Origin of the sequence: Frigoribacterium sp. CFBP 13707, from assembly GCF_014842245.1 — a bacterium.
Classification (GTDB): domain Bacteria; phylum Actinomycetota; class Actinomycetes; order Actinomycetales; family Microbacteriaceae; genus Frigoribacterium; species Frigoribacterium endophyticum.
In genome coordinates this window covers 74199-86507 of record NZ_JACYVL010000005.1, presented here as the reverse complement: position 1 = coordinate 86507, position 12309 = coordinate 74199, and the positions used below count along the sequence as shown (strand labels likewise).

Here is a 12309-nt window from a genome sequence, read left to right as displayed (position 1 = left end):
AGTGACGAGCGTCATCGCGCCAGTGACGCCATCCAAGCGTGCACGCGCTCGACCACATCGGCCGCTCCTTCCTGGTCGTGTCGGGCGCGGGCGACGTCGAGCTGCGCCACCACCCGGCCGTCCGCCAGGGCGATCGCCCGATCGGCGCGGCTCGCGGCGAGCGCGTCGTGGGTCACCATGAGCGCACAGCCGACGGCGCCTGACTCCACGGCCGACCGCAGCATCGTCAGCACGGTCGCGCCCGTCGAGGAGTCCAGGTCGCCCGTGGGTTCGTCGGCCATCAGGACGTCCGGCGACCCGAACAGGGCGCGCGCGACGGCGACGCGCTGCTGCTGCCCCCCGGAGAGACCCTGCGGCAGCCGCGGTGCGAGGGACGCGAGCCCGAGGTCGTCGAGGAGCCGGGAAGCCTCCGGGGCCCAGTCCTCGCGCCGGCGACCGTCGATGAGCGCCGTCGCTCCGACGTTCTCGAGCACGGTCAGTGTCGGCACCAGGTGGAAGGACTGGAAGACGAAGCCGAGGTGCCGACGCCGGAAGCGCGCGCGGGCTCGTTCGTCGGCCCCGACCAGGTCCGTCCCGGCCACCTCGAGCTCTCCTCCGTCGACGGCGTCGAGCCCGCCCAGCATCTGGAGGAGCGTGGTCTTGCCGCACCCGCTGCGCCCGACGATGGCGACGAACTCGCCGTCGCGGACCTCCAGCGAGACCCCGTCGACGACCGGCACCGTCTCGACCCCGCCACGGCTGGGGAACTCCCGACGCAGGCCGACGGCGCGCACGAGCGTGCGCCCCTCGCTCACGTCGGCTCTCCCCGTCGCGGTGACATCAGGTCGAACTCGATCCACATCTCCCAGTCGCCGACCCGGCCGTCGAGGAGCTGTGACTCCACGACCCGCCACAGCGACTCGAGTGCCTGCCGGCCCGTCGTGTCGCCGAGGGGAGGAGGTACGGGGGGCAGGAACCTGAGGGTGAAGTGCCCGCCGCCGTCCGAGTCGAGGACGATCGGCAGCATCGGCACCCGGGCGGCACGGCTGAGGAGGACGGGCCCCTCGGGCGCGAGGACCGTCGTGCCGAGGAACGGGACACGAGCGTGGCGCAGCCCCTGCCCCCTCGGGTCGAACTCAGGGAACATGGCGAAGACCTGACCCGCCCGCAGGGCTTCCAGCCCGCGGCGGAAGGTCACCGCGTCGTCGACGGGGAACGCCTCCACGTCGAGGTCGGGGAACGCGACGTCACGGAGGTCGGCGAGGTTCATGCGGTTGTAGACGAACCTCGTCGGCGCCAGGTGCGCGAGGACCAGCGGGACGGCGTACGACGGGCCGAGGTGCAGCGGGAGGGCGAGCACCCCGCCGCGGCGCTGGGCCTCGACGAGGTGCTCCAGGCCGCGGATCTCGACGACGTCCTGGAAGAGCGTCCGGTCGTCGGAGAGCCAGAGCGACAGGAAGGTCGACTCGAGCTGGAGGCGGGGGCCGTACGTGGCGAACCGCCGGGCCGCAGCCGTCGCCGTCTCTTCGTCGAGCGCCGGCGCCAGCTCCATGAAGGCCCGTGTCTGAGCCTCGACATGGGCGGCCGTCTGGTCGGGCTCCGCGCAGGCGTCGTGGAGCGGGCGGTCGAGGGCGGCGAGCTCGGACATGAGGGCCCACGCTCGAACAGGGCCTGCGGCACGGAGGGCCTCCCACAGCTGCCGGTCGCGACGCAGCGTGAAGAGGGTGAAGAGGGGTAGGTGCACGGTGCTCCTCGGTCAGGTCGGCCCGGCGGGGAGACGGGGCTCCCCGCCGCGAGAGGTCACGTGCACATGCAGTTGCCGCGGTCGCATCGCGCCGCAGCTCCCGGCTTCAGCGTCGAGGTGGTCGTCTTCGTCATGGTCACCTCCTCTCGTCGTCGAGTCGACCCTCCTGGACGTGACGTCCGGAGGGTGACATCGAACATACTGGTCGGTCCCGTGGCGTGCAAGGGCGGGCGCGTGACGAGCCGCGCCTCCGGAGGGGCTTTAATCGGGGGTGGACGTCCGACGCGGACGTGGGCGTCCGGATCAGGAGGCAGCGGCATGAGGTGGTCGAGGAACCGCGGTGCCGACGACGGCGTCGACCCGGCCCCGGTCGACCCGGTCGCCCTCGAGCGCGCCGTCGGGGAGGGCCTGCTCATCGCGCGGGCCGCGGCCGTCGTGTCGGTCGCGAACCGCATCGTGGTCAGGGCCCTGCGCGACGACGACGTCTTCGACCGTGACGAGACCGCGGAGGCGGTGGGCCGGACCCTGCACCGGCTCGCGGAGGAGCAGCGCTACCAGAACAAGCGCATCGAGGCCGCCCGCGCGAAGACCAAGGGCAGCCGCGGCCGCTCCCGCCACCAGCACGACTACCGGAGCGCGGACGACGCGACGCTGTGGTTCCGCGAGAACACCTACGTCGCCGTCGCCGACCGGCTCGACGCCCTCCGCTCCGACCGCGACTACGTCGACGGGATCGTCGCCTCCGCCGTCGAGCGCGCCTGGGCCGACGTCGGCTCCGCCGTCGTCACGCGCGTGCGCGCCGCGGGCGCCGTCGACCCCGCCTACGAGGCCGAGCGCGACGAGCGGCTCGCCGGTCTCGGCGACGACCTCGCCGCGCTGGGGGAGGCGCGGCGCAGCCCCGACGACCGGGGGTGACCGGGGGCTCGACCCGCGACTCCCCGCGCCCCCGTCCGGGGGCTTGCCGCCCCGGGCTGCGTGGGCCAGGATCGAACGTCCACGGTCAGGCCCCGCCCCCGCCCGACCCGCCACCCTCACTCCCGTCACCCGGGGACGGAGCTGCCGCATGTCCCTGATGCACCGAGCCGTGCGAACGGTCGCCCGCGGGCGCTACCGCGTCGTCGACGACCTCCTCACCACGCCCCGCCCCGACGACGCCCCCTCGGCGCACGCGCCGGGCACCGACCCCGACCGCGTGCTCGTGTTCGGCAACGGCCCCGCCGTCGGCTGGGGCGTCCGCAGCCACGACCTCGCGCTGCCGGGGCACCTCGCCCGCCGGCTCTCCGCCCTGACCGGGCGCGGCGCCGACGTCGACGCCCTGGCCGACCCGCAGGTCACCGTCGCGACCGCCCACGAGCTCGCCGCGTCGCGCCCCCTCCGCGGCTACGACGCCGTCGTCGTCGTGCTCGGCATGAGCGACGCCCTCCAGCTGCTGCCCGGGCACCGCTGGAGCAGCCACCTCTGCGCGCTGCTGTCACAGCTCGAGCAGGCCACCGACCCGAGCTGCCACCTGCTCGTGGTCGGCATCCAGCCCCCGAGCTCGGTCCAGAAGTTCGGCGCCGCCCGCGGCGGGGCGGCCGACCAGCAGGCCGGCGTGCTCAACCGGCTGTCGGCCGACCTCTGCGCGGGGCGCGAGCGCCTGCACTTCCTGCTGCCGCCGGTGCCGTCGACGGGCTCGGCTGAGCAGGCCCGGGCAGGCTCGGCCGAGCAGGGCCGGGCTGGCTCGGCCGCCGGCGGCACGGCCGACCGCCGCCTGCAGGTGCTGCGCTACGGCGCCTGGGCCGCCGACCAGGCCGCCCTGCTCGCCCCCCTGATCGACCGCGAGCTCGAGCGAGGTGCGACGGCCCGTCGCGCCCGGCACGCCCCGCAGGACGCCGAGGCCCAGCTCGCCGCCGTGCGCGCCCTCGGCCTGCTCGACACCCCGCCCGAGAAGCGGTTCGACGAGATCGTCGAGCGCGCCCGCGTGCTGCTCGGCGGGCAGGGCGCCTCGTTCGCCCTGATCGACGAGGGCCGCCAGTGGAACAAGGCCGTCTCGGGCCAGATGCGCGTCGAGCAGCCGATCGCCGACTCGTTCTGCGCCCACACGGTGCGCGACGGCCAGGCTCTCGTCGTGCCCGACGCCTGGGCCGACCCGCGCTTCGCGTCGCACCCGTCGGTGCGGTTCTACGCCGGCCACCCGGTCGAGACGGCCGACGGCGTGCGGGTCGGGGCGCTCTGCGTGACCGACGTCGTGCCGCGCAGCGCCGAGAGCGTCGACCTCGTGCTGCTCCGCGAGCTGGCGCTGCAGGTGCAGCGCGAGCTGCAGGACCTCCCGGCGCGGACGCCCGCGGCCTGAGCAGGCCCGGTCCGGGGTACAGCGCGTACCCCGATCCGGGCGGTCGGGCCCCTACGGCCCGGGCTCCCGTCTGGCCACCCCCCTGACGCGACACGTGTCGACCGGTAGCGTCGACCAGGTCCCGGGCACGTGAGGCCTCCGGCCCGGTCGACGGTCGGCACCCGCCGACGGGGCGCGGCCGGGGGGATTCGGGTCCGACCCGGCCGTGCTCCCCTCGCCCTGCCCCGCGCCCTCGCCCCGCGCCTCCTCAGCGGGCGATCGGGTTCGGCAGGGTGCCCGCGTAGATCAGCGACGACGACTGCGCCCCGAGGTCGACCATCTGCCTCGTGTCGCGCAGCTGCAGACGGTTCAGGCACGAGTGGTCGAACCGGGCCGCCCGCAGGTCGACGGCGCCGTGCAGCCCGGGGTGCTCGACCGCGTGCCGGTCGACGCACTCCGCGACGAGCCGCCAGAAGAGCGCCTCCGGCAGCACCCGGTCGACGTCGAGGATCGCCGCGAGGTGCCGCAGCACCCCGTCGAAGACGTCGGTGAAGACGGCCAGCGCCTTCTCCCGGTCGTCGACCGGCGACACGACGCGGCGCAGCTCGGGCGGCAGCTCGTCGGGCGACGACGGCTCGGCGAGCAGGGCGACCTCCTCGCCGATGTCCTTCATCACGACGCCCGTGGGCACGTGGTCGCGCAGCACCGTGATCACGTTCTCGCCGTGCGGCATGAAGGCGAGGTCGTGGGCGAGCAGGCAGTGTACGACCGGCCGCAGGTAGGCGTGCAGGTACGACCGCAGCCACCCCTCGGCGCCGACGCCGGAGGCCCGGATCATCGCCGTCGCCAGCGCGTGCCCGTCGCGGTCGCGGTGCAGCAGCGCCGCCATCGTCGCCAGCCGCTCGCCCGGGGCGAGCAGCGGCACCGGGCTCTCGCGCCAGAGCGCCGCGAGCATCTTCCGCTGCGGGGACGCCGTCGCGGTGCGGTGGTAGACGTCGCCGGTGTACCCCAGGGAGGCGCGCTCCCGGAGGACGCGGAACCGCGCCTCCCGCAGGGTCGGGTCCGCCGAGACGAGGTCGTGCACCCAGTCGTTGATCGCCGGCGTCGGCCGCATGTACTCGGGGGAGAGGCCGCGGAGGAACCCCATGTTCTGGATGGCCAGGGCCACCTTGACGTAGCTGCGTTCGGGGTGCGTCGGGGTGGAGAACGTGCGGATCGACTGCTGCGCCCGGTGCTCGACGTCGCCCTCGCCGAGCAGGACGAGGTCGCGGCGGGCGACGTCGGCGGCGAAGGTGACGGCGACGCGGTGCTGCCACTGCCACGGGTGCACCGGGAGGAGGTGGAAGTCGTCGGGGTCGAGGCCCCGGCCGCGGAGGGTCGCCGCGAAGCGCTCCAGCGTCTCGTCGCCGAGCTCGGCGCGGCGGTGGGCGGCCTCGTCGAGGCCCCGGCCGAGGGCGAGGTGCGCGTGGGCGCGCCGGGCCGCCAGCCAGAGCAGGCGCACGGGCTCGCCGTTCTCCGGGGCGTAGGCCCGCGACTCGTCGAGCCCGAACCCGATCCGGCCCGCGTTCGCGACGAAGGAGGGGTGGCCCTCGGTCATCGCCGCCTCGATCGTCGCGTGGTCGGCGGTCGTCAGCTGCTCGCTCGACGGCCCGCCCCGGTGGTGCTTGTGGGCGAGGCCGGCGAGGGTCGCCGAGACCTCCTCGAGGTAGGTGGCGAGGAGGTGCTCGGGCACGGCGAGGAGGGGCTGCAGCTCGACGACCAGCTCGAGGGCGTCGAGCGGGGCGGGGCGCCCGTCGACCGTGCGCGTCACGCTCGCCTCGTCGATGGCCCAGTGCTCGAGGGCGAGCCGCCGGGCGCGGAAGCGGTAGGCGACGGTCGGGGTCGGGGTCGGGGTCGGGGTCGGGGTCGGCGCCGGGGCGACGGCCGGCGCCCCGGCCGGGCCCGCCGCCGCGTCGTGCCGCGGCAGCGCGGCGAGCACCACCTCGTACACGTCGTCGCCCAGGCCGGCCGGCGCCAGCAGCCGCTCGTGCGAGAACTCGGCGAGGGCCTTCGTCACGAGGTGCCGGTGCGCGACCGCCATCGGCTCCGGCGTGAGGTGCGCCGCGGCGCGGTCGTCGTGGGTCAGCACCGACAGCGCCGCCCGTTTCTCGGGCAGCTCGAGCTCGCGCAGCACGCGGAAGCCCGCCTCGTCGTTCTTCGCCCTGACCGCCGCGTTGCGCACGTCGGGCTCGACGACCACCCTGGTCGCCCCCAGGCCGTCGAGCACGAAGCCCGTCACGGCGGCCATCACGGCGGAGGTCAGCCCGTGCACGCGTCGCTCGACCGGCGGAGCGACGAGCAGGTGCACGCCCACGTCGCCGGGGCGCACCTCGGGCACCTCCGCCAGCAGCACGCGCGTGGGGTCGTACGTCTCGACGTAGAAGAGCGGCTCGTCGTCGACGCGGCCCAGCCAGGCCCGCTGGTGCGGGTCGGCCTCGATCGCGGCGAGGTGGGCGCGGACCTCGTCGGTGCTGAGGCCCGCCATGCCCCACCACGAGGAGGCGGGGTGCGAGAGCCAGCGCCGCAGCGGCACCGCGTGCGGGTGCGCCTCGAACGGCTCGATCGTGACCAGCCCGCACGAGGCGCGGTGCTCGGTGACCGCGGTCATCGGACCGTCACCCCCTCGGCGGCGGGGGCTCCCGGGGAGCCGACCCGCGACTCCTCGGTCGGCAGCCCGAACGTCTGGAAGGCGACCCGCCGCTCGACCGGGTAGACCTCGCGGCCGGTGATCGACGCGAGGATGCTCGAGCTGCGCCAGGCGCCCATGCCCAGGTCGGGCGCGGTGAGGCCGTGGGTGTGTTCCTCGCCGTTCTGCACGAAGACGCGGCCGCGACCGCCGTCGACGCTGTGGTCGCGGGCGACGGCGAGGCGCCCGCGGGCGTCGCGCTCGACCTGGTCGCCGAGCGGATCGAGCACCGAGGTCGACCGTGGGGCGTACCCCGTCGCCAGCACGAGGGCGGTGGTCTGCCGCACCGCCGTCGTGCCCAGCTGCGCGTGGCGGAGGGCCAGCGTGAAGAGCCCGCGGTCGGCGTCCCAGGTCGCGTCCGTCAGCTCGGTCTCGGTGAGGAGGGTCGTGTCGAGCGGGCCGTCGACGCTGCGGCGGTAGAGCGTCTCGTGGACGTCGTCGACGAGGTCGCCGCTGATGCCCTTGTACAGGCTGCGCTGCTCGCGGCCGAGCCGGTCGCGCTCGGCGAGGGGGAGGCCGTGGAAGTGGTCGGTGTACTCGGGGCTCGTGAGCTCGAGGGTGAGCTTCGTGTACTCCATGGCGAAGAACCGGGGCGAGCGGGTGACCCAGTCGAGCCGGGCGCCGGAGCCCGCGACGCCCTCGCGCCCGACCCCGTCGAGCAGGTCGCGGTAGATCTCGGCCGCGGACTGCCCGCTGCCGACGATCGTCACGGAGGGCGCGTCACGCAGCCGGTCGCGGGCGTCGAGGTAGTCGGCGCTGTGCACGACCGGGCCGTCGAGGCCGTTCAGGTGCGACGGGACGGCGGGCTCGGTGCCCGTGCTCAGCACCACGTGCCGGGTGCGCCAGGTCTCGTCGCCGGCGTGCACGAGCAGCGTCCCGTCGTCGAGGTCGGTGACGGCCGTCACGCGACGGCCCCAGCGCAGCGTGCCGAGCTGGTCGGCGACCCACCGGCAGTAGGCGTCGTACTCGACGCGGAGCGGGAAGAAGCTCTCGCGGACGTAGAACGGGTAGAGGCGCCCGGTCTGCTTCAACCAGGCGAGGAAGGAGAACCGGGAGGTCGGGTCGGCCATCGTCACGAGGTCGGCCAGGAAGGGGACCTGGATGGTGGCGCCCTCGATCATCATGCCGGGGTGCCAGCGGAACGCGTCGGCCGCGTCGAGGAAGACCGCGTCGAGGTCGTCGACGGGGTCGCTGAGGGCGGCGAGGCCGAGCCCGAAGGGGCCGAGGCCGACGCCGACCAGGTCGTGGACGTGCTCGGGGACGGCGCTCATCGGACGACCGCCGCGCTGGCCGCGCCGTCGGTGCTGCCGACGTGCAGGGCGCTCGCCGCCTCGCGGACGAGGTCGAGCACCCCCTCGACGTCGGCCAGGGTCGTGTCGGGGTCGAGCAGCGTGAGCTTCAGGCACGGCCTCCCGTCGATCACCGTCTGCGCGACCGCGGCGCGCCCCGACTCGACCAGGGCGCGTCGGACGTGCGGCACGAGCCGGTCGGCCTCGGCGTCGTCCAGCCCCTCCGGGCTCCAGCGGAACAGGACCGTGCTCAGCTGAGTCTCGCCGATCAGGTCGAGGTCGTGGGAGTCGCGGACGACCCCGGTCGCGGCCGCGCCCAGCTCGACGACGCGGTCGATCATCGCTCCCAGCCCGTCGGCACCGACGGCCCGCAGGGTCGCCCAGAGCTTGAGGGCGTCGAGCCGCCGGGTCGTCTGCAGCGACTTGTCGACCTGGTTCGGGTCGGCGGCGCCCACCGGGTTGAGGTAGTCGGCGTGCCAGGCGAGCGGCTCGAGATCGGCCCGGTCTCGCACGACGAGCGCGCTCGACGACACGGGCTGGAAGAAGGTCTTGTGGAAGTCGACGGTGACCGACCGGGCCCGCTCGACGCCCTCGAGGAGGCGCCGCCGCGTCGTCGAGACCAGCAGGCCCCCGCCGTAGGCCGCGTCGACGTGCAGCCAGACGTCGGCGTCGTCGCAGACGTCGGCGATCGCGGCCAGCGGGTCGAGGCAGCCCCGGTCGGTCGTCCCCGCCGTCGCCACGACGGCGACGACGACGTGGCCGGCCTGGACGAGGGCGTCGAGGGTCACCCGGAGCGCCTCGGGCCGCATCCGGCCGAGGTCGTCGGTGGGCACGGCGACGACGCTGTCCGGCCCCAGGCCGAGCACCCGCGCGGCCGTCGAGACGCTGAAGTGGCTCTGGTCGGTGGCGAGCACCACCATCCGCTCGAGGACCTCGTGCAGGGAGCGCGGGCGCCGGTCGGGGCGTCGACCGGGCCCGCTCGTGCTCCGCAGCCGCGCCTCCTCGTCGAGGTCCTGACGTCGGGCCCGCCCGGCGGCGCGCTCGCGGGCCAGCAGCAGGGCGTGCAGGTTCGACTGCGTGCCGCCCGACGTGAACACCCCGTCCGCGGTGTCGGCGGGGAGGCCGGCGCGCTCGGCCGTCCAGGCGATCAGCCGCCGCTCGACGAGGGTGCCGACCGTCGACTGGTCGTACGTGTCGACCGAGGGGTTGACCGCGGCGAGCACGGCCTCGGCGGCCACCGCCGGCAGGGCGACCGGGCAGTTGAGGTGCGACTGGTAGGCGGGGTGGTGGAACCAGACGGCGTGCGCGGTGAAGAGCTCGTCCACCTCGCGGAGGGCGGCGTCGGTGCCGGCGCCGGGGCCGTCGAGGTCGACGGCGTCGACGAGGGCCTCGAGGTCGGCGCGGGGCACGCCCGACGACGGCTGGTCGACGAGCCGGAACCGGTCGGCGAGGCGCTCGACGACGGCGGTCGTCGATCGGGCGTAGGCGTCGGCCGTGGCGGCGGACAGGAGGTGGGTCACGGTGGGCTCCCGGTGGTGCGTGATCGCGGCAGGCTCTCTGCGGCCTGCCCGAGGTTAGGCAAGGCTCACCTAAATCGCAAGACGGGGCCGCATCATGAAACAGGCTCATGACCAGGGGTTCACCGGGTGTCCGCCGAAAGGGCGACCCGGAGGTCGCCCGGGGCGACGGGCGCGACACGCCCGGGGTGTGGACAGCGACACGCCCGGGCTGTACTGTCACCTCTCGTGCCGATCGTCGGCACGACCCGTCGCCTCGTCGACGTCGAGCACCCCCGAGAGAGAGGCCAGCACCGTGTCGAACCGCACCTTCGCCGACCTGCGTGCACCGCGCCTCCTCGACGGCCGCGGTCGCTCCTGGCACCCCGGGCAGTACGCATCGCCCGAGCAGCAGGAGAAGACCATGCTCGAACTCGACACCCTCTCGTAGGCCGCGCGCGTCACCCGACGCCCCAGCCCACGAGGGCCGGGGCACCTCTCGCATCCACCGATACTGCAGGGTCGGAGTGCGTCCGTCCGCCCCGGACGACGACACCCCCCCCCACAGAGGACCGAGAGGACCATGGAGAAGATCACCGCCCGGCTGTTCAGCTGGGCCAGCCTGCTCGAGGAGAAGACCGCGCAGCAGGCCAGGACGACGTCGACGATGCCGTTCATCTACCCGCACCTCGCACTGATGCCCGACGCCCACCTGGGCCTCGGCGCGACCGTCGGGTCGGTGATCCCGACGCTCGGCGCCGTGATGCCGGCCGCCGTCGGCGTCGACATCGGCTGCGGCATGATCGCCGTGCGCACGCAGTTCACGGCGGCCGACCTGCCCGCCGACCGCAAGCCGCTGCGCGAGCAGATCGAGCGGGCCGTGCCGACCTCGGCCGGCGCGTACAACCGCAAGGTCGTCGCCACGGCCGAGCCCCGCGTCGCCGAGCTCGAGGCGCTGGCGGCCGAGGCGGGCTTCGACCCGGCGTCGTACGCCAAGAACTGGCAGCTGCAGCTGGGCACGCTCGGCAGCGGCAACCACTTCATCGAGGTCAGCCTGGACGAGACGGACGCCGTGTGGCTCTTCCTGCACTCGGGGAGCCGGGGCGTGGGCAACAAGATCGCGCAGGCGCACATCAAGGTCGCCCAGGCGGCCATGACGCGCTGGTGGATCACGCTGCCCGACCCCGACCTCGCCTACCTCGTCGAGGGCACGGCCGAGTTCGACCGGTACATCGCCGAGCTCGGCTGGGCCCAGCGCTTCGCCCTGCTGAACCGGGAGGAGATGATGGACCGCGTCGTGCGCCAGTTCGCCGACTGGGTCGGAGCGCCCGTGGAGGAGCAGGAGCGCATCAACTGCCACCACAACTTCACGCAGCGCGAGCGGCACTTCGGCAAGGACGTGTGGCTCAGCCGCAAGGGCGCCATCTCGGCCCGGGCGGGGCAGGCCGGGCTGATCCCCGGCAGCATGGGCACCGCCTCCTACGTGGTCGAGGGCAGGGGGAACCCCGTCGCGCTCGAGTCGTCGCCGCACGGCGCCGGCCGGGCCTACTCGCGGAGCGCCGCCCGCAAGAAGTTCACGCACGACGAGCTGCGCACCGCGATGGAGGGCATCGAGTACCGCGACACCGACGCGTTCCTCGACGAGATCCCCGCGGCGTACAAGCCGATCGACCAGGTGATGGCCGACGCGGCGGAGCTCGTGACGATCCGGCACACGCTGCGCCAGATCGTGAACGTCAAGGGCGACTAGCGGGGGAGGCGCGGGCTGCGGCTCGCGCCTCCTCGCCGCCGTCCCGTGTCGACGGTTCAGGAGCGGGCGGCGCGGGCGGCCCGCGCGGGGTCGCTCGCGCGGCTGCCTCCTGAGTCGTCGACGCGGCGGGCCGCCCGGCCGCGGGGGCGGTGCGGCGGGGCCGCGGTCGTCGCGGCGCTGCGCGCGGCGGTCGTGTCGACGGTTCAGGAGCCGGCGGCGCGGGCGGCCCGCGCGGGCTCGCTCGCGCGGCTGCCTCCTGAGGCGTCGACGCGGCGGGCCGCCCGGCCGCGCCGCGCGCGCCCCGGGCAGACTGGCCCGGTGACCGACCCGCTCGTGACCCCCGACGGCCGCTACCTCGTCGTGCGCGGCCGGCTGTGGCGGCGCACCGACCCGGCCCTGCCGGAGGAGCGGCGGTCCGAGCTCGTCCACGAGCTGATGGACGCCCGCCGCGCGAAGAAGACGGCCTTGGCGGCCGACGACCACGCCGGCGTCGAGGCGGCGAAGGCCCGGGTCGACGCGGCCAAGACGGGCCTCGGCGAGCGGGGCCCGGTGTGGTGGAGCGACGACGCCCCCGACGAGACCCGGCGCATGGCCGAGAACACCCGCTACGCGGAGTGGTTCGCCGCTCTCTGACGAACCGGCGGAGCTAGCGCCCCTGGCGCTTCTTGAACGGCTTCGGCTGCCCCTTGACGGCCGGGGTGCGCCCCTTGCCCTTCGACGCCTTGGCCTTGCCGCCCGCCGGCACGGGAGGCGGCGGCGGAGGAGTCGAGGGGCTCGCGAGCTCCTCCTCGGCGACGACGATCGCGGCCTGGCCGGCCTTGGTCAGCCGGTAGGGGCTGGCGTCGCGGTCGAACAGCTTGGTGCCGAACTCGAGCTCGAGCGCCTCGATCGACGACTCGAGCTTCTGGCGCGAGATGCCGAGCTTGTCGGCCGCGACCGGGAAGTGCAGCACCTCGGCCGCGACGAGGAAGTGCCTCAGGTGGCTGGTCTTCACGGTGTCGCCTCTCGCTGGTCG

Annotated in this window: 11 protein-coding genes; 5 read left to right on the top strand and 6 right to left on the bottom strand. The window is 74.8% G+C overall.

The genetic code is table 11. The features are described from left to right. Positions 1-11 precede the first annotated feature (11 nt). A complete protein-coding gene (locus IFT45_RS11000) occupies positions 12-794 on the bottom strand; it encodes an ABC transporter ATP-binding protein (RefSeq protein WP_192128157.1) in 783 nt (260 codons plus the stop codon). Continuing rightward, positions 791-1723 (bottom strand): hypothetical protein, encoded by a 933-nt coding sequence (locus IFT45_RS10995; RefSeq protein WP_185231561.1) that lies wholly within the window; start codon positions 1721-1723, stop codon positions 791-793. Before IFT45_RS10995 ends, IFT45_RS11000 begins: the two co-directional genes overlap by 4 nt. 318 nt (positions 1724-2041) lie before the next feature. On the opposite strand from IFT45_RS10995, the gene IFT45_RS10990 reads away from it, so the two are divergent. Both IFT45_RS10990 and IFT45_RS10985 read left to right on the top strand, forming a co-directional pair. Next, positions 2042-2638: a hypothetical protein gene (locus IFT45_RS10990; RefSeq protein ID WP_056052594.1), complete on the top strand. Its 597-nt coding sequence runs from the start codon at positions 2042-2044 to the stop codon at positions 2636-2638. A gap of 148 nt (positions 2639-2786) precedes the next feature. Then, positions 2787-4055: a GAF domain-containing protein gene (locus IFT45_RS10985; protein WP_192128155.1), complete on the top strand. Its 1269-nt coding sequence runs from the start codon at positions 2787-2789 to the stop codon at positions 4053-4055. A gap of 247 nt (positions 4056-4302) precedes the next feature. On the opposite strand, the gene IFT45_RS10980 is transcribed toward IFT45_RS10985, so the two are convergent. Genes IFT45_RS10980 through IFT45_RS10970 form a run of 3 tightly spaced genes read right to left on the bottom strand, consistent with a single transcriptional unit; the run spans position 4303 to position 9568 of the window. Then, positions 4303-6681: a GNAT family N-acetyltransferase gene (locus tag IFT45_RS10980; RefSeq protein WP_192128153.1), complete on the bottom strand. Its 2379-nt coding sequence runs from the start codon at positions 6679-6681 to the stop codon at positions 4303-4305. Next, on the bottom strand, positions 6678-8030 hold the full coding sequence (locus tag IFT45_RS10975; protein WP_192128152.1) for a lysine N(6)-hydroxylase/L-ornithine N(5)-oxygenase family protein: 1353 nt from the start codon (positions 8028-8030) through the stop codon (positions 6678-6680). The genes IFT45_RS10980 and IFT45_RS10975 overlap by 4 nt, the downstream gene beginning before the upstream one ends. Continuing rightward, on the bottom strand, positions 8027-9568 hold the full coding sequence (locus IFT45_RS10970) for a pyridoxal-dependent decarboxylase (protein ID WP_192128150.1): 1542 nt from the start codon (positions 9566-9568) through the stop codon (positions 8027-8029). The genes IFT45_RS10975 and IFT45_RS10970 overlap by 4 nt, the downstream gene beginning before the upstream one ends. A 292-nt stretch (positions 9569-9860) precedes the next feature. Between IFT45_RS10970 and IFT45_RS17515 the strand changes: the two genes are divergently transcribed. The 3 genes from IFT45_RS17515 to IFT45_RS10960 all read left to right on the top strand — a co-directional run bounded on the left by IFT45_RS17515 (position 9861) and on the right by IFT45_RS10960 (position 11927). Continuing rightward, positions 9861-9995, top strand: a complete 135-nt coding sequence (locus IFT45_RS17515) for a hypothetical protein (RefSeq protein WP_255354131.1) — start codon at positions 9861-9863, stop codon at positions 9993-9995. Between the two features lie 132 nt (positions 9996-10127). Further along, positions 10128-11294 carry an RtcB family protein gene (locus IFT45_RS10965; RefSeq protein ID WP_185231569.1) on the top strand — a complete coding sequence of 389 codons (1167 nt, stop codon included), beginning with the start codon at positions 10128-10130 and terminating at the stop codon, positions 11292-11294. Positions 11295-11612: 318 nt separating this feature from the next. Beyond that, positions 11613-11927, top strand: a complete 315-nt coding sequence (locus tag IFT45_RS10960) for a hypothetical protein (RefSeq protein ID WP_192128148.1) — start codon at positions 11613-11615, stop codon at positions 11925-11927. Between the two features lie 13 nt (positions 11928-11940). Here the strand turns inward: IFT45_RS10960 and IFT45_RS10955 are convergent, their stop codons facing one another. Beyond that, the gene (locus IFT45_RS10955) at positions 11941-12288 is read right to left on the bottom strand and encodes a LysR family transcriptional regulator (RefSeq protein ID WP_056052618.1); all 348 of its coding nucleotides are present in this window, start codon (positions 12286-12288) and stop codon (positions 11941-11943) included. Positions 12289-12309: the final 21 nt, after the last annotated feature.

Coding starts and splice junctions, on each gene's coding strand:
- IFT45_RS10990 (WP_056052594.1), top strand. CDS start 2,042: ATGAGGTGGTCGAGGAACCGCGGTGCCGACGACGGCGTCGACCCGGCC.
- IFT45_RS10975 (WP_192128152.1), bottom strand. CDS start 8,030: ATGAGCGCCGTCCCCGAGCACGTCCACGACCTGGTCGGCGTCGGCCTC.
- IFT45_RS10965 (WP_185231569.1), top strand. CDS start 10,128: ATGGAGAAGATCACCGCCCGGCTGTTCAGCTGGGCCAGCCTGCTCGAG.
- IFT45_RS10980 (WP_192128153.1), bottom strand. CDS start 6,681: ATGACCGCGGTCACCGAGCACCGCGCCTCGTGCGGGCTGGTCACGATC.
- IFT45_RS10985 (WP_192128155.1), top strand. CDS start 2,787: ATGTCCCTGATGCACCGAGCCGTGCGAACGGTCGCCCGCGGGCGCTAC.